The sequence below is a fragment of the Shinella lacus genome (genome assembly GCF_010994755.1).
Classification (GTDB): Bacteria; Pseudomonadota; Alphaproteobacteria; order Rhizobiales; family Rhizobiaceae; genus Shinella; species Shinella lacus.
In genome coordinates, this window is sequence record NZ_WHSB02000002.1 from 135,530 (window position 1) to 153,028 (window position 17,499).

A 17,499-nucleotide genomic window follows, 5' to 3' on the forward strand; every position below is an offset into this window, starting at 1 on the left:
CGCGTCTCCGGGTGTTTGCCCCTCCTATATCGGTGGGTCAGAGCGTGAGGGCAAGAGCGAAGAGCACTGACATTTCCGCGAGCTGCTCGGTCGCGCCGATCGTGTCGCCCGTATGCCCGCCGATCTTGCGCATCGCGATGCGGTTGAACACGAGAACGGCCGCGGCGGCGGCGATGAGGGTGAGGACGAGCGAGAGCAGCGTGCCATGCGGCAGGAGCAGCAGGGCGGCGAGCAGGATGCCGCTGACGAGCGCCATCGTCGTCGCACCCTTGTCCGGCTCGCCGACCGACGCGGCGACGCCGTCGCGCCGGGCGGGCGGCAGGAGCGACCAGTGCCAGACCATGGCGGTGCGGCTGGCGGCGGCCACGGCAAGCAGCACCATGCCGAGGCCGGAGGGCGTGAGCACGGCGGCAAGGGCCGCGATCGCCGCGGCGCGCAGCCCGAAGGAGAGCACGAGGGCGACGGCGCCGTAGGAGCCGACGCGGCTGTCCTTCATGATGGCAAGCGCGCTTTCCCGATCCCGCCCGCCGCCGATGCCGTCGGCGCTGTCGGAAAGCCCGTCCTCGTGCAGCGCGCCGGTGACGAGCACCTGGAGCGCCAGCGTGGCGAAGGCGAGAAGCAGCGGCGGGGCGTCGATCGCCGCCAGGACGGCTGCGAGTGCGGCGGAGGGCAGCATGACCAGCAGGCCGGCGAGGGGAAAGGCACGCACCGCGCGCGACAGCCGCCCGTCATGGCCGGCAAAATGGCGCTGCGGCACCGGCACGCGCGACAGGAAGGCGACCGAGCGAGCCGTGTCGTCAATGAAATCCCGGATATCCACGTCGAAGAGCCCCTCCCGGCAAAAGGGCGAGGCAAGCCGCTGCAAATGCGGTTGTCGGATTCGCGCCCTGCCTCTATTAGAGCAGTTCCAGCAAAAGTGCGTGAGCGTTTTGCGCGCCGGAACTGCGTAAAATTGATTGCTTCAGACGCCACCAAACCCGCCTTCGAAAGCCCAAAGCAAGGAATTCCCCAAGATGAGTGCCAGCGGCCTGCCGTTCGATGATTTTCGTGATTTGCTGCGCAACCTGCCCGGTCCCGATTCGGCAGCGCTCGTGGCTGCGCGTGAACGCGACAAGCAGCTCACCAAGCCGCCGGGCGCGCTCGGCCGCATGGAGGAAATCGCCTTCTGGCTCGCCGCCTGGACCGGCCGTCCGCCGGCCGTGACGCGCCCGCTCGTCGCGATCTTTGCCGGCAATCACGGCGTCACCAAGCAGGGCATCACGCCCTATCCGTCCTCGGTGACGGCGCAGATGGTGGAGAACTTTGCGGCCGGCGGTGCGGCGATCAACCAGATCTGCGTCGCCTATGATCTCGGCCTGAAGGTTTTCGACCTCGCACTGGATTACCCGACCGCCGATATCACCGAAGAGGCGGCGCTTTCCGAGCGCGACTGCGCGGCCACGATGGCCTTCGGCATGGAGGCGGTTGCCGGCGGCACGGACCTGATCTGCATCGGCGAGATGGGCATCGGAAACACGACGATCGCCGCCGCGATCAACCTCGCGCTCTATGGCGGCACGGCGGAGGAATGGGTCGGCCCCGGCACGGGTTCGGAAGGCGAGGTGCTGAAGCGCAAGGTCGCGGCCGTGAAAAAAGCCGTCGATCTGCATCGTGCGCACCTGTCCGATCCGCTCGAAGTGCTGCGCCGCCTTGGCGGGCGCGAGATCGCGGCGATGGCCGGCGCCATCCTGGCCGCCCGCATGCAGAAGATCCCGGTTATCCTCGACGGTTATGTCGCGACCGCCGCCGGCGCCATCCTGCGCTCCGCCAATCCCTCGGCGCTCGACCATTGCCTGATCGGCCATGTTTCGGCCGAACCCGGCCACCTGAAGTCGATCGAGAAGCTCGGCAAGACGCCGCTCCTGGCGCTCGGCATGCGGCTGGGCGAGGGCACCGGCGCGGCGCTTGCCGCCAGCATCGTCAAGGCGGCGGCGGCCTGCCATTCCGGCATGGCGACCTTCGTTCAGGCGGGCGTCAGCAACCGTTCTTAAAGCGCGGTCGGCAAAAAGCCCCAAATGGTATGAATGAGACCCAGGGCATTCCCGTCATACGGGCATGCTTTATGGGCGCGGCAGAATCAGGATGTTGGAATGGGTCAGGCACCAATCAAGAAAAAGACGGGCTTCAGCCATCTCATTGCGGCGGCGACCTATTCCGCCGACGGCGCGCGGCGCCTGCTCAGCGAATCCGCCTTCCGCCACGAGCTGATCGCCTTCGGCGTCGCCATGGTGCTCTTCACCGTGGTCGGTGCCTCGTTCTTCCAATATGTCGCCATGGCGATCCTCTTCCTGCTGATGGTCGCCTTCGAGGCGCTCAACACGGCAATCGAGGAGATCGTCGACCGGGTCTCGCCGGAGATTTCGGAAATGGGCAAACATTCGAAGGATCTCGGGTCCTTCGCCGTCTTCTGCCTGATCATCTCGAATGCCGTCTACGCCGGCTACGTCGTCGCCTCCAAGTTCATCTGAACTCAGGCGAAGCTCTTCTTGCGGGGGGCGACGGCCTGCGTCTCGGTGACGGCGGGCAGGCTCTGGAGCACGCGTTTTGCCGGCAGGATGGCGATCGCCTCGGTGCCTTCGCGCAGCTTCGATTTCAGGATGAACTCGCCATTGTGCTTGGCGAGGATGGCCTGGACGATCGGCAGGCCGAGGCCGGTGCCCTGTTCGGCGCTCTTGATGGCGATAGAGCCCTGGCCGAAGGCCGAAAGCACGACCGGGATTTCCTCTTCCGGAATGCCGGGGCCGTTATCCTTGATCGAGACGTACTGCCCGCCGCCGGCCGTCCAGCCGGCCTTGACGAGGATTTCGCCGCCCTGGGGCGTAAATTTCACCGCATTGGACAGAAGGTTCAGGATGACCTGGCGCAACGCCTTCTCATCCGCCCAGACCGCCGGCATGTCGCCCTCGACCTGCTCGGCGATGGTGATGTTTTTTGCGCGGGCACGGAGCTGGACCATGCCGATGCAGTCCTCGGCGATGTCGACGAGGTGCACCGAGTCCTCCGACAGGTCGTATTTCCCGGCCTCGATGCGCGACAGGTCGAGGATCTCGTTGATGAGATTGAGGAGATGCTGGCCGGAGCGGTGGATATCGGACGTGTATTCCTTATAGACCGGGTTGTTGAGCGGCCCGAGCACCTCCGTCGACATGACCTCGGAGAAACCGAGGATGGCGTTGAGCGGCGTGCGCAACTCATGCGACATGGAGGCGAGGAAACGGGACTTCGCGAGGTTGGCTTCCTCCGCCCGGCGGCGAGCCTCATCGGACATGGATTTCGCCACTTCCAGCTCGGCGATCAGGTCGTCCTTTTCCGATTGCGATGAGAGGAGCTGCGCGCTCGTGTGGCGCAGGCGATGCGTCATGAAGACGAGGAACATCATGGCGGCCGCGATGATCGCGGCCATGCCGACCGTTGCAGGATCCGGACGCAACAGGGCGGAAATCGAAAGCGCGCCGACCGTCGGCAGGAAGGCATAGAGCACGGCGTGGCGCAGCATCAGCGTGCTGATGGCGGTGACGGCGAGCGCCACGAGCAGGGAGGAGCCCTTGTAGAAATCGAAAGTGACGCCCGAGCACTGGCCGCAGGTCTGCAACGCGAAGGCGGCCCAGGTGAGGCCCATGAAGACCTGCGCGATGAGGAAGATCTGCTGCCAGCGGCGCGTGTTGTCGGCGGTGATTTCCTGCTTGCGGGCGCGGCGCGCCACGATCATGCCGAGCGCATGCACGCTGAGCGCCAGGATCGCCCAGGCGATCAGGCCGATTTCCTGCGTGAGATAGATGCCGCCGGCCGCGATCAGCACCACGACGACAGGCACGGCGAGCGCGCTCTGTGCGGCCGAGGCGATGTGGAGTTGCAGCATCTCGCGCTCGAAGCCGGGCGCCAGCCCCGTCGCCGTCTGCAACCGCTCGCGAGTCGTGCGGACAGCCCGCGAGACAGCCTTGTTTCGGTGGCTGCGCGACTTGTCGACGATGATCTTGTCGGTCGAGGTACTGACGCCGGTACTCATCACACTTGCAACTGTTACGGACAGCGTTGAATTCTAGGGTCGAATCCTTAAGAAGATGCTGCCGCGCATAAACCATTTGCGAACCATTCCGGCATTTTCCGTAACGTGAATTGGGCCTCGCGCCGCCATATGACGAAACGTCAGGACTCTAGGACAGGAACGGGGTTGCATGGGACTTACGAGGCGCGCGCGTGATGTCGGCGTGGCGATGGCGATCCTGGCGCTGACGGCGCTCGTGGTGGCGCGCGTGAGCGGCGAAACCGGCGAGACGATCACCGGTGCCGCGCGCGCGGCGGACGGCGACACGCTGACGCTCGATGGTCACCGCATCCGCCTCGTCGGCATCGATACGCCGGAACTGACGCAGGTCTGCAAGCGCGACGGCGCCGACTGGCGGTGTGGCGTTGCCGCGCGCTCGCGGCTCGCCGAGCTATTGCGCGGCGGTGCCATTACCTGCCGCACCGAGGGCACCGACAAGTACAACCGCTGGCTCGCGCGCTGCGAAACGCTGGAGGGCGACCTCGGCGAGCGCATGGTGCGGGAGGGGCTGGCGGTTGCCTATGGCGGCTATGAGGACGAGGAACAGTTCGCCAAGGCCGAGCGCAAGGGGCTGTGGGGCTCCGAGTTCGACATGCCGCAGCAATGGCGCCGCACGAACGGGCGGCCGCAGGAAGACGTGCATGATGCGGAACCGGGCGTGCTCGGCAGCATTCTGGGCGCATTGGGACTGATTTGAACGGACGACGCGATGGATGATGCGGGATTGGCAGAACTTCGCGCCGCGATTGCGGCCTGTCGGCTCTGTCGCGACGCGCCGGCAAGGGGGCCCGCCCACCGCCTGCCGCACGAGCCGCGGCCGGTCGCGGTCATCTCCGAAACTGCGCGCATCTTGATCGCCGGCCAGGCGCCGGGGCTGCGGGTGCATGGCAGCGGCCTGCCGTTCAACGATGCCTCGGGCGATCGGCTGCGCACCTGGCTCGGCGTGACGCGCGAGGAATTCTACGATCCGGCAAAATTCGCCATCGTGCCGATGGGCTTCTGTTTTCCGGGCTACGACGCCCATGGCAGCGACCTGCCGCCGCGACGCGAATGCGCGCCGCTCTGGCGCGCCCGGGTGATCGGCGCCATGCCGCAGGTCGAGCTGGTGCTGGCGATTGGCCAATATGCGCAAGCCTGGCACCTGGGGGCGGCGAAGGCCGCGAGCATGACCGAGACGGTGCGCGACTGGCGGCGCCACCTCGGGCGCAACGAGGGGCCGGCGGTGCTGCCGCTGCCGCATCCGAGCTGGCGCAACACCGGCTGGCTGAAGCGCAATCCGTGGTTTGAGCAAGAGGTTCTTCCGGAGTTGCGAAAGCGGGTGAAAACTCTTACGGAATGAAATGCATTTCTTTCATTTTGCCGCTATCACGGTATATGAGGGAATTAAATTTCGTTAGGGGAAATCGATGGATCGTCTGGACCGCAAGATCCTGCGCCTTTTGCAGGAAGATTCTACGCTGGCAGTGGCGGACCTCGCCAAGAAGGTGGGTCTGTCGACCACGCCGTGCTGGCGGCGCATCCAGAAGATGGAAGAGGACGGCGTGATCCGCAAGCGCGTCGCGCTGCTCGATCCGATCAAGATCAACACCAAGGTTACGGTTTTCGTCTCGATCCGCACCAATTCGCACTCGACGGAATGGCTGAAGCGCTTTTCCGAGGTGATCGTCGAGTTTCCCGAGGTCGTCGAGTTCTACCGCATGAGCGGCGAAGTGGATTACCTGCTGCGCGTCGTCGTGCCGGATATCGGCGCCTATGACGCCTTCTACAAGCGCATGATCGCCCGCATCGAGATCCGCGACGTCTCTTCCGCGTTCGCGATGGAGCAGATCAAGTACACGACCGAGCTGCCGCTCGACTACATGATGGTGGACAACCAGAAGAGCGGCGAAGAGTAAGGCGCCTACATCTCCGGCCGCCTGAAGGTCACCGACACCGATTTCCAGGTGTCGTAGGGTGCGAGCTTTTCGAGGCCCGTGAACGGCGCGCAGCGCACGACCGCGCGCACGGCGCTCGCCACGAAGGTCTTCGTCGCCGGATCGCCGGCGACGGGGCCGTCCACCTTGGGCGCGCCATCGAGCTCGCCTGCTTCCGTCAGCGTGAAAGCCACCCGGACGGCTTCGACATGGGCGGGAAGGTCCGCCGGGACATTCCAGCATTGCGCGATCTTCTGGTGCAGCGCGGTGGCGAGCGCCAGCGCGGCGCTATCGTCCGCCCGTGCTGGTGCTGCGAGGCCCGCCAGGGCCGCGACGGCGAGCAGGGCGCGATGGTGCGCCATGTTATTTCTTCTCCAGCCGGGCGAGCAGGGACGACGTGTCCCAGCGGTTGCCGCCCATGTCCTGCACGTCGCCGTAGAACTGGTCGATGAGGGCGCTGACCGGGAGCTTGGCGCCGTTGAGCCGGGCTTCGGACAGGACGATGCCGAGGTCCTTGCGCATCCAGTCGATGGCAAAGCCGAAATCATACTTGCCGGCGATCATCGTCTTGTGGCGGTTGTCCATCTGCCAGGAGCCGGCAGCACCCTTGGAGATGACCTCGATAACCTTCTCCATGTCGAGCCCGGCCTGCTTGCCGAAATGGATGCCTTCGGCGAGCCCCTGCACGACGCCGGCAACGCAGATCTGGTTGACCATCTTGGCAAGCTGGCCGGCGCCGGCCGGCCCCATCAGGCCGACCATGCGGGCATAGGCGTCGATGACCGGTCTCGCCTTTTCGAAGGTTTCTTCCTCGCCACCGCACATGACGGTGAGCACGCCGTTTTCCGCGCCGGCCTGGCCGCCGGAAACGGGGGCATCGATGAAGCTAAAACCCTTGGCCCGGGTGGCGGCGTCGAGTTCACGGGCGACCTCGGCCGAGGCGGTGGTGTTGTCGATGAGGATGGCGCCGGGTTTCATGCCGTCGAGCACGCCGTCCTTGGCTATCGTAACGGAACGCAGGTCGTCGTCGTTGCCGACGCAGGTGAAGACGAAATCGGCATCCTTCGCGGCCTCGGCGGGCGTCGCGAAGGCCTTGCCGCCGAACTCGGCTGCCCATTTTTCCGCTTTGGCAAAGGTGCGGTTGTAGACCGCCACCTCATGCCCACCCTTGACCTTCAGGTGGCCAGCCATGGGATAGCCCATGACGCCGAGACCGATGAATGCAACCTTTGCCATGCCGTAACCTCCTGCAATCTTTGGCAGGAGGTGTAGCGGATCATTGATTTCAGCGAAAGTGTTTCGTCAGCCGCGATACTTGGCAAGCACCAGATGGCCGGGGATGGGCTCGCCTTCCTCCATGCGCACGGTGATGTCGGTCATCTCGACGAGGTCGAAACCGGTTTCGTCGAGGCGCTGGCGGACATAGCCGGCGCCGTGTGCGAAACGCTGGTGCGGGCCGACCATGAAGGGCCGGCCGGCAAATGTGTCTTCCGGCAGCGTCTCGGAGGAGAAGATGAAATGGCCGCCGGCAACGAGGTTTTCGCCGACGCCGAAGAACAGCGGTTCGAGCGCGCCGAGATAGGGCAGCACGTCGGTCGCCGTGATGAGGTCGAAGGGCTCGTCGTCGTTGTCTTCGAGAAAATCGATCGCTTCGGCGACGTAGAGCGTTTCGTAGAGCTCCTTGTCATGCGCGATCTCGACCATGTTCTCCGAAAGGTCGACGCCGGTAATGTCTTCCGCCATGTCGCGCAGCGCCCCGCCGGTCAAGCCGGTGCCGCAGCCGAGGTCGAGCACGCGCTTGAAGGGACCGAGGCCGAGCGCCTGGAACCGCTGGCGCACGAGCAGCGGCACGCAATAGCCGAGTTGCTCGACCAGCACATTGTCGAAGACTTCGGCATGCTGGTCGAAGAGGGTGGTGACATAGGCGTCGGGCGCCTTTTCCGGCGTCTCGCCGCGGCCCATCGAGGCAAGCCGTACGGCGGCGCCGCCATGGTCCTCGGGGTCGAGCGCCAGCACGTCGGCATAGGCCTTGGCGGCGGCATCGAAATCGCCGGATTTTTCCAGCGAAAGGGCGCGGTTGTAGGCGTCCGCGAGCGCGTCTTCGTCGATCTTGGTCATGGCGGGTCTCATAAGGGCCGGGCGGGACTTTGGCAATGCCGCTGCCGTGGGTAGATCTCCCGTTAGAGAAGGCGTCAGCTTTCAGTTATAGAGGTCGAGAGACAGTAACAGCGTCTTTGGAACCGGGTTCCACAGACCCGTTCGCAGTCCCGCTGCGCGGAGCGCCTGTGCCGTCCAGGTGTTGCAGCCGATCAGCGCGTTGAAATAGCCCTTGGCCTCGAAGAAGCGGTCGTTTGTTCCGTATCCTGCATTCTGGATATGCCGCCGATCACCATTGGGGTCGGTCGCGAAGCTGTCCGACGCGAAGCCGACCAGCCGTTTGAAGCCGTCATCTCCAATCTGGAAACGGGTAATGGAAGAGCCGTTGGGTGTGATGTCTCCGGCGACGTCCACATGCATGACCGCGCTGTCGACGGTGAATGCCTTCAACACAGGAATCGGTTTCAGATCCGACCAGGTCGGTGTTTCGAGATAAAAGGCGCGACCACCCCAACCGAAGATGATCCATCGTGCGTCGGGATGTGCGAGCGGCATTCCGGATTCTGCAAGGAAGGCGAAAGTGGCGCGCGTATTGTCATCGAGCGGTATGGCGATATCCGTGTGGATGGGATTGGACAGGACGAGAATATCGCGCGTCCTCGCGGTTTCGCCGTCATGCCAGATCGGTCGCGGAAACAGCGTGCCGATCGTAACCGCGACGGCGATCACCAGGACGACGAACAGGGTGTACCGTGCGGTCTTTCGCATTGTCTCGAAGGTGCGTACCGGGATATTCAATGCTGGCGGCAGTGGCCATTCGGGCCACAATCGTCAGCGGCGATCCGGCACTCATACACGGTCTGTCGACAGCCCGCCGGGATTTTCATCGTTTCGTCAGTGAATGATGAATTCGCCCTTCAGCGCGCGCCATTCGGACGCCGAGATCAGCCGGCGGTGGACGTAGCGCACCGAATGCAGCGGGCCGTCCAGCTTCTCCTGCCAGAATTTGAGAAAGCGCTTCATCTCCGGGAAATCCGGGGCGAGGTCGTAGTGCTGCCAGATATAGGTTTGCAGGAACTGCTGGTGATCCGGCATGCGGTAGAGGATCTGGGCCGTGGTCATCCCGTAGCCCTTGAGCTGCATTGCCATGTCGTTCGTCATAGGGACCTCATTGCTTGGTGAATGATGGTCCCTATGATTGAGCGCTTACAGGGTTAATGAAATATTGATTTTTGATGGATAGTGAGAATTTTTCTTTGAAAACAGGGCCTTGGCAGCTCTCGCCTGCGAGTGCTGCCAAGGGTGTCACCGTTTCAGATGGCGCGTCAGGCGCAGTTCCAGCCAGGCCCAGAGATTGCGCAGCAGCTCCACGATCAGGAGATACATAAGCGCTGCCCAGAGATAGGCCTGGTAGTCGAAGGTGCGCGAGAAGGCGCGGCGGGTCTCGCCCATCAGGTCGAAGACCGTGACGATGGCGACAATGGCCGAGCCCTTGATCATCAGGATGATCTCGTTGCCATAGGGCCTGAGCGCCACGATCAGCGCCTGCGGCAGGATCACCTTGAAGAAGGCGACCTTCTTGGGCAGGCCGAGGGCGGCGGCGCCCTCATGCTGCCCACGCGCCACGCTCTCGATGGCGCCGCGCAGGATTTCGGCCTGGTAGGCGGCGGTGTTGAGCGTGAAGGTGAGCAGGGCGCAGTTCCAGGCATCGCGAAAGAACCACCAGAGGCCAAGCGATTTCAACTCGGCGGAGAAGCTGCCGAGGCCGTAATAGACGAGGAAGAGCTGGGTGAGCAGCGGCGTGCCGCGGAAGAAATAGACGTAGCCGTAGGCAATCCACGAGAAGACCGGGTTCTTCGACATGCGCGCGAAGGCGAGCGGCAGCGAAATGAGACCGCCGAGCACCACCGACAGCGCCACGAGCAGCAGCGTGACGCCGAGGCCGGAGAGGTAGCTCGGGCCGTATTTGGTGAATTTTTCCGGATCCCAGCCGCCGACAATCATCAGGAAGATGCCGACGGTCAGCGCCAGCCAGACGCCCATGAAGATATTGCCGAAGAAGCGGCCGGCGGTGAAGGTTTTCGGCGGGGCCGGCGGCGGAGCCTGCGGCGGGATGAGGGTGGTGACGTAGCTCATCGTGCGGCCTCCGACCGTTTGGCCCAGCTTTCGATCGAGGAGAAGACCAGCGAGGACAGGAAGGCGAGCACCAGGAAGAGCAGGCAGGCGATGGCGTAGAACTCAAAGGCTTCCTTGGTGACGCGTGCGGCCACACTCGTCTGGCGCAGGATATCCGGCAGGCCGATGACGGAGACCAGCGCGGTGTCTTTCAGAAGCGCCATCCAGAGATTGCCGAGGCCGGGAAGGGCCACGCGGATCAACTGCGGAAGGACGATCAGGCGCATGGTGCGGCCCTTGTGCAGGCCGAGCGCATACCCCGCCTCGTACTGGCCGCGCGGGATCGCCTTGAAGGCCGACAGCAGCACTTCCGAACAATAGGCGGAGAACACCACGCCGAGCGCGATCATGCCGGCGAAGAAGGCGTTGATTTCCACCGCACCGTCATAGCCGACCGCAGCCATGAGGTTCTGCACGAGGATCTGCAGGCCGTAGTAGACGATGAAGAGCGTCAGAAGCTCCGGCAGGCCGCGGAAGAGCGTGGTGTAGATGTTCGCCGAAAGCCGCAGCGAGCGTTCTTCCGACTGTTTAGCCAGCGCGATGAAGAAGCCGAAGAACAGGCCGACGGGCAGGGTCGCGATGGCGAGGCTGGCCGTGACCAGGAAGCCCAGCGCGATCTCGTCGCCCCAGCCGGCGTCGCCGCATGCCAGGAGCGTATTGCCCGCAAATAGATTGAAGATGCCGATCGGTCCGCAGAGGGGATCGATGATCCCGAGAAATGCGGATACCGCCTCGACGATGGCGGCGAAAAACCCGCTCATGCCAGAAGAACCCCCGATGCGCGCTTCGCGCTTCTTGTTAAGGCGCCTTATGCGCCCGTCTTTTCTTTATGTACAAGTTCTCAAACAAAAGGGGCGGGAGAGCAAGCCCTCCCGCCCGTGCATTCTGCTGATGGGGTCAGAAAAAACCCGCATGAAGCAGTACGTGCCGCGATCAGTCGCCGTAGACGTCGAAGGGGAAGTACTTGGCGTTGATTTCCTGATACTTGCCATTGGCGCGGATTGCCGCGACCGCTGCCGTGAACTTGTCGGCAAGCGCCGTGTCGCCCTTGCGAACGGCCACGCCTGCGCCTTCGCCGTTGATGACCGGATCGATCGGCAGGGTGCCGAGCAACTTGCAGCAGGCGCCATCCTCGGACTTCAGCCATTCGGAGAGCACCACCACGTCGTCGATCACGGCGTCGATGCGGCCGTTGGCGATGTCGAGCTTGTACTCGTCAGCCGTCGGGTAGAGCTTGACCTCGGAATCCTTCATATGCGCTTCGGCATAGTTGGAATGGGTCGTCGAGCCCTGGGCGCCGAGCAGCTTGCCGGCGAGCGCTTCCGGGGTGGCTTCCGTGATCTCGCTATCCTTCGGCACGACGATGGCCGGCGGCGTGTTGTAGTACTTCTTGGAGAAGTCGACCTGCTGCTTGCGCTCTTCGGTGATCGACATGGAGGCGATGATCGCGTCGAACTTCTTGGCGATGAGTGCCGGAATGATGCCGTCCCAGTCCTGCGTCACGAAGGTGCATTCGGCCTTCATTTCCTCGCACATCGCCTTGGCGATATCGATGTCGAAGCCGGTCAGCGTGCCGTCGGATTCGAGGTTGTTGAAGGGCGGGTAGGCGCCTTCCGTTCCGATCACGATCTTCTCGCCTTCAGCCATCGCGGAGGAGGCGAAGAGGGCGATGACCGCAGCCGAAGCTGCAAGCGTGAAACGTTTGGAAATACGCATTTTGATCCTCTCTATTATAGGCTCTCGGGTTCTTCTTGTTGTCCGGGCCTTGATGTGAAGCGGGCAGGGCTGCCCGCTTGGGTCGGATAATCGACCAATTTTCGCCAAAAAATCAACTGGTTTTCAGCCGTCTTTCCGCCCGGTTTCCCCGACAATTTCACGGCCCCTCCACTGGCCGGGCTGGCGGCGCGACCTATCTCCTGCGTCAACCGGAGCCGTTCAGGCAGGGTTAAGGCGCCGATGGCTAGGCCTTTGGACGACCATGACGGGTTCACCCACCGGCCGAAAGAGCCGGATGCACCCCTCTCGATGCAACAGACGGGACACCGTGAGGACAGAAAAAATGAGTTTCCGCTCCAGACTATTCGCAACCGTGGCACTGCCGGTGCTGTCGAGCGCGCTGATCGCCACGCCGACGCTCGCCGATGCGCTGATGAAGCCGTTCGAGGTTGCGCAGGAGAGCACCGACCAGGGCCAGGGCCAGCCGAGCGAGGAAGAACTGCTGCAGCAACAGCAGGATACCCAGCCCGCGGCTGAAGAGGAACAGCAGGGCCAGGCCGAGGAACAGAAGGCCGCCGAAGAGGCAGAGCGCGCCGCCGCCGAGCAGAAGGCTGCGGAAGAGGAAGCCCAGCGCGCCGCTGCGGACGAGCAGAAGGCCGCCGAGGAGGCGGAGCGCGCCGCTGCCGAACAGAAGGCTGCCGAGGAAGAAGCGCAACGCGCGGCCGCGGAAGAACAGCAGGCCGCCGAAGAGGCCGAGAAGGCGGCTTCAGAGCAGAAGGCTGCGGAAGACGAAGCCCAGCGTGCCGCCGCAGAAGAGCAGCAACGCCAGGCCGACGAGCAGAAAGCCGCGGAGGACGCAGAGAAGGCTGCTTCCGAACAGAAGGCCGCCGAGGACGAGGCCCAGCGCGCGGCTGAGGAGCAGCGCCAGGCGGAAGAGCAGAAGGCTGCGGAAGAGCAAAAGCCGGCCGAAGACCAGCAGGCCGAGCAGCCAGTAGAACAGCCGGATGGCAGCGCTGCCGAAACGACGACGGGCGAAGAGCAGCCGGCGACCACGACCGGCGAGAGCGAACAGCAGCCGACCACCGGCGAGGGCGAGCAGCCCGCGGTCGCCGGCGAGGAAACCCCGGCCGAGACCGGCACAGAGCAACCCGCGACGGCCGAGACCGGCGAGACGCCCGCCACCGAGCCGGTGCCGGAGGTGGTCGACACGCTGACGGAAGAACAGAAGCAGGAGATCGCCGAAGATCCGGGCAAGAGCGACGAGACCGTCGTGCTGCCCGTCGAGAACGGTGCGGCCGTGCTCGACAGCGACAAGGACGCCGACAATTCCGGCGGCCAGAAGAGCCGCGACCAACGACGCAAGCAGCGCGAAGAGCTGCGCGCCCAGGAAGAAGAGGCCCCGGTTCCCGATTCGGATGATTCCGCCCAGACGGCGATTTCCGAAGAGGTGCGCGAGGCCGTCTCGGGCAAGATCGAGGCCGGCAACAGGGAAGAGGGCAGGCGCGTCAAGCGCGCGCCGGACTTCGAGGTGCCGGAGACGACCAACATCATCAACAACACCGTGATCAACAATACGGTCATCAACAACAACACGACGATCGACAACAGCGTCACGCAGGTCAACGTCATTGAGCGCGTCGAGAACCGCACGGTGCTTGAGGTCGGCGACCAGTTGATCGTGCGCGGCGACGACCGGCCGCGCCTGCGCCGCGATTCGGAAGAGGTCTATTACGACAACCTCGCCCGTGGCCGCGTGCGCGAGACGATCGTGCGCCCCGGCGGCGTGCAGATCGTCACGATCTATAACCGGTACGGCGATATCATCCAGCGCTCGCGCGTCGGCCGGGACGGGCGGGAATATATCCTCGTCTATGCGCCGGAGCTGGAGGACGACTCGCCGCGTCCGGGCCTCGTCGATGTCGGCTACGAGCTGCCGCCGATGCGCCTGCGCATTCCGGTCAGCGACTACATCATTGACACGTCGAGCAATCCGGACCGCGATTATTACGAGTTCCTGTCCGAGCCGCCGGTCGAGCGCGTCGAGCGCGTCTACACGATCGACGAGGTGAAGCACTCGGCCCGCCTGCGCGACAAGGTCCGCCGCATCGACCTCGACACGATCACCTTCGCCACGGCGAGCGCGGAAGTGCCGATGTCCCAGGCCCGCACGCTGCGCAGCGTCGCCGACGCCATGCAGAAGGTGCTCGACAAGGATCCGGGCGAGACCTTCCTGATCGAAGGCCACACCGATGCGGTGGGTTCGGACAAGTCGAACCTCGTTCTCTCCGACGAGCGCGCCGAATCGGTCGCGAGCCTGCTGACGGACGTTTATGGCATTCCGCCGGAAAACCTCCAGACGCAGGGGTATGGCGAGCGGTTCCTGAAGGTGAAGACGAGCATTGCCGAACAGCAGAACCGCCGCGTCACCATCCGCCGGGTGACGACGCTGGTACGCCCGATGGCGCGGGCGAACTGATCGCGCTTTCAAGCGTTCTAATATGGCCGCCGGTATATTGCCGGCGGCCATGTCGCATTCAGCGCGGATTCATCTGCGATGATTTAGCGTCTTTTTGAACAGTGGCGGCTTGCATTGAAACACAAAATCGCCCCAAACCCTGAAGCAAGTGCGTCAAACGCTGGCAAACGAGGAAACGCCAATGGCTAAGAGAACAACACTTCTGGCGACGGTGGCCCTGCCCATCTTTTCGCTGGTCTGGCAGCCGGTCGAAGCGGCCATGGTGCGGCCGGTGCTGCCGCAAGTCGAAAAATCCGATGTGACGACTGTGCAGAGCGAAGAAGAAGAAATCATTCGCAAGAAGCGCAATCGCGAGGAGCAGGGCGGCGGCCAGAACAAGCGCGAACGCAACCGCGAGGCCGAACAGCAGCAGGACAATCGCCAGGAGCGCCGCAAGAAACAGCGTGAAGCCGAGGGCGATCAGCAGCAACAGGAAAACCGTCAGGAGCGCCGTAAGAAGCAGCGTGAGGCTGAAGGCGACCAGCAGCAGCAGGAGAACCGCCAGGAACGCCGCAAGAAACAACGCGAAGCTGAAGGCGACCTGCAGCAGCAGGAAAACCGCCAGGAGCGCCGCAAGAAGCAGCGTGAGGCTGAAGCCGACCAGCAGCAGCAGGAGAACCGCCAGGAGCGTCGCAAGAAGCAGCGCGAAGCCGAGGCGGACCAGCAGCAGCAGGAAAATCGCCAGGAACGCCGCAAGAAGCAGCGTGAAGCCGAAGCGGATCAGCAGCAGGAGCAAAACCAGGGAACCTGGCGCGCTGAGGACCGCAAGGATCAGCGTGAGCGCGAAGCGGACCGCCAAAAGCAGGAAAACACGCAGAAGACCCGTGAAGAACGGCGCCAGAAACAGCGTGATGCCGAGGCGGATCAGCAGCGTCAGGATGCGGACCAGCAGCGTGCCCGCGAGGAACGCCGCAAGAAACAGCGTGAGGCGGAAGCCAACCAGAAGCAGGACGACCAGAAGGTGCGCCAGGAACGCCGCGAAAAGCAGCGCGAGGCCGAGCGGGAAGGCAAGCGTCCGGACGAGACGGCCGGCCGACCGCGCCGCGAGCGCGACAAGGACCGCGAGCGCATCGCGCGCGACCCGTCCGGCACGACGGACACGATCGAGCTGCCGTTCACCGACGGTGCCGCCGTGCTCGACAGCGACAAGGACTGGGACAACCGCCGCGACCGCTCGCGCGAGGAACTGCGCCGGGAGCGCAGAGAAAAGCGGCGTGAGGTCGTGCGCATTCCCGAGTCCGACCGGGATGCGCAGGTCGGCTGGGAGGGTCGCGACCGGGTTCGCTACGAATCGGGTGACCGCGAGCGCGGCGAGCGCCGTGACCGCCGGCCCCGCTACGACGAGCGGGACGGCTGGCGCGTCGAGCGCGAGATCGATGACCGCACCGTGATCAATTTCGACGGTGGCATCATTGTGCGCTCAGACGACGGGCGGCGCCTGTCGCGTCGCGCCACGGAGACCTATTACGAGGATCTGCCGAACGGCCGCGTCCGTGAGGTCATCGTGCGGCCAAATGGCGACCGCGTCGTCACCATCCGCAACCGCTACGGCGACATCATCCAGCGCTCGCGCATCGATGGCGGCAGCCGCGAATATGTCATGTACTACGCCCCGGAAATCGACCGCGACAGCCGGCCGACCTTCGTCGATCCTGGCGAACGCCTGCCGCCGATGCGCCTGACGATTCCGGTCGATGAATATATCATCGACACGTCGGCGGAAGACGAGGCCGACTATCGCGACTTTCTCGAGCGGCCTCCGGTCGAGCCGGTCGAGCGTGTCTACACGCTCGACGAGGTAAAATATTCCGCCCGTATCCGCGACAAGGTGCGCCGTATCGACCTCGATACGATCACCTTTGCGACCGGGTCGGCGGATATTTCCATGAACCAGGCCTCGACGCTGAAGCGGGTCGCGGATGCGATGAACGAGATCCTCGACAAGGATCCGGGCGAGACCTTCCTGATCGAGGGCCATACGGATGCCGTCGGTTCAGACCAATCGAACCTCGTGCTTTCGGACGAACGCGCCGAGGCCGTCGCCAACATCCTGACCGACGTCTACGACATCGCGCCGGAAAACCTGGCGACGCAGGGCTACGGCGAGCGCTTCCTGAAGATCGATACCGATGCTTCGGAACAGCTCAACCGCCGCGTCACCATCCGCCGCGTCACGCCGCTGGTGAAGCCGGTGGCGATGGCCGAATAATCGGCGTTAGCCAACGAGATGAACAAGGCCGCGGGAGAAATCCCGCGGCCTTCTTTTTTGGCGCGGAAAGTTTTTCTGGCGCCGGCTGTCGGCTCGGGCATTCTTCAGGCGTCCTTTGGAAACGGTAAGAAGCTGGAGGAGAACCGCGATGATGAAACTCTATGGATTTGGCCCGACGCGCTCGCTTCGCGCGCTGTGGGCACTGCAGACGCTCAATGCTGAATTCGAATTCGTGCCCGTTAACGTGATGGCCGGCGAAAACTACCAGCCCGATTTTCTGCGCCTCAATCCGGCCGGGAAAATCCCTGTCCTGGTGGATGGCGATCTCGTCCTGACGGAATCCGCGGCGATCGTCTTCTATCTGGCGGAGAAGTACGGCGCCAAGGGCCTGATGCCGGCCGACCTGAAAGAACGAGCGCAGGCCTATCGCTGGGCCTTGTTCGCCGTCACCGAGCTGGAACAGCCGGTGTGGCGCATCACCAAACACACGATGTTGTATGACGAGGACAAGCGCCTGCCCGGCGATATCGCGCTCGCCCGGGAAGAGTTTTCGGCCATGGCAAAGGTGCTGGAGCGCCACATGGAGGGGCGTACATACATCGTCGGCGACCGGATGAGCGTCGCCGATTGCGTCACCGCCTATGTGCTCGACTGGGCCAATGAATGCGAGCTTCTGGACGGCTGTCCCGGTCTCCAGGCCTATCTTGAGCGGATGTATGCGCGTCCCGAGGCGCCGCAGCGCATTGCCAAAGCCTTCGCGGACGTCCAGTCAGCCGCCTGACGGCGGATC

General features: G+C 64.0%; 18 protein-coding genes. 8 read left to right on the plus strand and 10 right to left on the minus strand.

What is annotated here, in order from left to right:
- Positions 1 to 37: 37 nt before the first annotated feature.
- A complete protein-coding gene (locus GB927_RS05190; protein WP_256115578.1) occupies positions 38 to 820 on the minus strand; it encodes an adenosylcobinamide-GDP ribazoletransferase in 783 nt (260 codons plus the stop codon).
- A 193-nt stretch (positions 821 to 1,013) separates the two neighbouring features.
- On the opposite strand from GB927_RS05190, the gene cobT reads away from it, so the two are divergent.
- Positions 1,014 to 2,030: a nicotinate-nucleotide--dimethylbenzimidazole phosphoribosyltransferase gene (gene cobT, locus GB927_RS05195; RefSeq protein WP_256115579.1), complete on the plus strand. Its 1,017-nt coding sequence runs from the start codon at positions 1,014 to 1,016 to the stop codon at positions 2,028 to 2,030.
- A gap of 99 nt (positions 2,031 to 2,129) precedes the next feature.
- Positions 2,130 to 2,507, plus strand: a complete 378-nt coding sequence (locus GB927_RS05200) for a diacylglycerol kinase (protein WP_256115580.1) — start codon at positions 2,130 to 2,132, stop codon at positions 2,505 to 2,507.
- 2 nt (positions 2,508 to 2,509) lie between these two features.
- On the opposite strand, the gene GB927_RS05205 is transcribed toward GB927_RS05200, so the two are convergent.
- Positions 2,510 to 4,045, minus strand: a complete 1,536-nt coding sequence (locus GB927_RS05205; protein WP_256115582.1) for a sensor histidine kinase — start codon at positions 4,043 to 4,045, stop codon at positions 2,510 to 2,512.
- A 169-nt stretch (positions 4,046 to 4,214) separates the two neighbouring features.
- Between GB927_RS05205 and GB927_RS05210 the strand changes: the two genes are divergently transcribed.
- From GB927_RS05210 to GB927_RS05220, 3 genes are all read left to right on the plus strand, one after another.
- The gene (locus GB927_RS05210) at positions 4,215 to 4,781 is read left to right on the plus strand and encodes a thermonuclease family protein (RefSeq protein WP_256115583.1); all 567 of its coding nucleotides are present in this window, start codon (positions 4,215 to 4,217) and stop codon (positions 4,779 to 4,781) included.
- 27 nt (positions 4,782 to 4,808) lie between these two features.
- Positions 4,809 to 5,423 (plus strand): uracil-DNA glycosylase family protein, encoded by a 615-nt coding sequence (locus GB927_RS05215; RefSeq protein WP_256115584.1) that lies wholly within the window; start codon positions 4,809 to 4,811, stop codon positions 5,421 to 5,423.
- 67 nt (positions 5,424 to 5,490) lie between these two features.
- Positions 5,491 to 5,979, plus strand: a complete 489-nt coding sequence (locus tag GB927_RS05220) for an Lrp/AsnC family transcriptional regulator (protein ID WP_256115585.1) — start codon at positions 5,491 to 5,493, stop codon at positions 5,977 to 5,979.
- A 5-nt stretch (positions 5,980 to 5,984) separates the two neighbouring features.
- On the opposite strand, the gene tolA is transcribed toward GB927_RS05220, so the two are convergent.
- The 8 genes from tolA to GB927_RS05260 form a co-directional block, all read right to left on the minus strand.
- Positions 5,985 to 6,359 (minus strand): cell envelope integrity protein TolA, encoded by a 375-nt coding sequence (gene tolA / locus GB927_RS05225; protein ID WP_256115586.1) that lies wholly within the window; start codon positions 6,357 to 6,359, stop codon positions 5,985 to 5,987.
- Position 6,360: 1 nt separating this feature from the next.
- Entirely contained in the window at positions 6,361 to 7,251 is an 891-nt protein-coding gene (locus tag GB927_RS05230; protein ID WP_256116169.1) for an NAD(P)-dependent oxidoreductase, read from the minus strand.
- A gap of 48 nt (positions 7,252 to 7,299) precedes the next feature.
- The gene (locus GB927_RS05235) at positions 7,300 to 8,115 is read right to left on the minus strand and encodes a class I SAM-dependent DNA methyltransferase (protein WP_256115587.1); all 816 of its coding nucleotides are present in this window, start codon (positions 8,113 to 8,115) and stop codon (positions 7,300 to 7,302) included.
- 81 nt (positions 8,116 to 8,196) lie between these two features.
- Positions 8,197 to 8,862, minus strand: a complete 666-nt coding sequence (locus tag GB927_RS05240) for a TIGR02117 family protein (protein ID WP_256115588.1) — start codon at positions 8,860 to 8,862, stop codon at positions 8,197 to 8,199.
- 126 nt (positions 8,863 to 8,988) lie between these two features.
- Complete coding sequence (locus tag GB927_RS05245) at positions 8,989 to 9,255, minus strand: usg protein (RefSeq protein ID WP_256115589.1); 267 nt, start codon at positions 9,253 to 9,255, stop codon at positions 8,989 to 8,991.
- 144 nt (positions 9,256 to 9,399) lie between these two features.
- A complete protein-coding gene (locus GB927_RS05250; RefSeq protein WP_256115590.1) occupies positions 9,400 to 10,230 on the minus strand; it encodes an ABC transporter permease in 831 nt (276 codons plus the stop codon).
- Positions 10,227 to 11,030 (minus strand): ABC transporter permease, encoded by an 804-nt coding sequence (locus GB927_RS05255; RefSeq protein WP_256115591.1) that lies wholly within the window; start codon positions 11,028 to 11,030, stop codon positions 10,227 to 10,229. Before GB927_RS05255 ends, GB927_RS05250 begins: the two co-directional genes overlap by 4 nt.
- A 172-nt stretch (positions 11,031 to 11,202) precedes the next feature.
- Complete coding sequence (locus GB927_RS05260) at positions 11,203 to 11,985, minus strand: ABC transporter substrate-binding protein (protein ID WP_256115592.1); 783 nt, start codon at positions 11,983 to 11,985, stop codon at positions 11,203 to 11,205.
- 343 nt (positions 11,986 to 12,328) lie between these two features.
- Here GB927_RS05260 and GB927_RS05265 point away from each other — a divergent pair, with 343 nt between their 5' ends.
- The 3 genes from GB927_RS05265 (at position 12,329) to GB927_RS05275 (ending at position 17,490) form a co-directional block, all read left to right on the plus strand.
- Complete coding sequence (locus GB927_RS05265; RefSeq protein ID WP_256115593.1) at positions 12,329 to 14,461, plus strand: OmpA family protein; 2,133 nt, start codon at positions 12,329 to 12,331, stop codon at positions 14,459 to 14,461.
- A 181-nt stretch (positions 14,462 to 14,642) separates the two neighbouring features.
- Complete coding sequence (locus GB927_RS05270; RefSeq protein WP_256115595.1) at positions 14,643 to 16,709, plus strand: OmpA family protein; 2,067 nt, start codon at positions 14,643 to 14,645, stop codon at positions 16,707 to 16,709.
- A 148-nt stretch (positions 16,710 to 16,857) separates the two neighbouring features.
- Positions 16,858 to 17,490 carry a glutathione S-transferase family protein gene (locus GB927_RS05275; RefSeq protein WP_256115596.1) on the plus strand — a complete coding sequence of 211 codons (633 nt, stop codon included), beginning with the start codon at positions 16,858 to 16,860 and terminating at the stop codon, positions 17,488 to 17,490.
- Positions 17,491 to 17,499: the final 9 nt, after the last annotated feature.

Bases quoted from the DNA above. Each gene is read 5' to 3' on its own strand.
- cobT (WP_256115579.1), top strand. From the start codon at position 1,014: ATGAGTGCCAGCGGCCTGCCGTTCGATGATTTTCGTGATTTGCTGCGC.
- GB927_RS05200 (WP_256115580.1), top strand. From the start codon at position 2,130: ATGGGTCAGGCACCAATCAAGAAAAAGACGGGCTTCAGCCATCTCATT.
- GB927_RS05205 (WP_256115582.1), bottom strand. From the start codon at position 4,045: ATGAGTACCGGCGTCAGTACCTCGACCGACAAGATCATCGTCGACAAG.
- GB927_RS05210 (WP_256115583.1), top strand. From the start codon at position 4,215: ATGGGACTTACGAGGCGCGCGCGTGATGTCGGCGTGGCGATGGCGATC.
- GB927_RS05220 (WP_256115585.1), top strand. From the start codon at position 5,491: ATGGATCGTCTGGACCGCAAGATCCTGCGCCTTTTGCAGGAAGATTCT.
- tolA (WP_256115586.1), bottom strand. From the start codon at position 6,359: ATGGCGCACCATCGCGCCCTGCTCGCCGTCGCGGCCCTGGCGGGCCTC.
- GB927_RS05235 (WP_256115587.1), bottom strand. From the start codon at position 8,115: ATGACCAAGATCGACGAAGACGCGCTCGCGGACGCCTACAACCGCGCC.
- GB927_RS05240 (WP_256115588.1), bottom strand. From the start codon at position 8,862: ATGCGAAAGACCGCACGGTACACCCTGTTCGTCGTCCTGGTGATCGCC.
- GB927_RS05245 (WP_256115589.1), bottom strand. From the start codon at position 9,255: ATGACGAACGACATGGCAATGCAGCTCAAGGGCTACGGGATGACCACG.
- GB927_RS05250 (WP_256115590.1), bottom strand. From the start codon at position 10,230: ATGAGCTACGTCACCACCCTCATCCCGCCGCAGGCTCCGCCGCCGGCC.
- GB927_RS05255 (WP_256115591.1), bottom strand. From the start codon at position 11,030: ATGAGCGGGTTTTTCGCCGCCATCGTCGAGGCGGTATCCGCATTTCTC.
- GB927_RS05260 (WP_256115592.1), bottom strand. From the start codon at position 11,985: ATGCGTATTTCCAAACGTTTCACGCTTGCAGCTTCGGCTGCGGTCATC.
- GB927_RS05265 (WP_256115593.1), top strand. From the start codon at position 12,329: ATGAGTTTCCGCTCCAGACTATTCGCAACCGTGGCACTGCCGGTGCTG.
- GB927_RS05270 (WP_256115595.1), top strand. From the start codon at position 14,643: ATGGCTAAGAGAACAACACTTCTGGCGACGGTGGCCCTGCCCATCTTT.
- GB927_RS05275 (WP_256115596.1), top strand. From the start codon at position 16,858: ATGATGAAACTCTATGGATTTGGCCCGACGCGCTCGCTTCGCGCGCTG.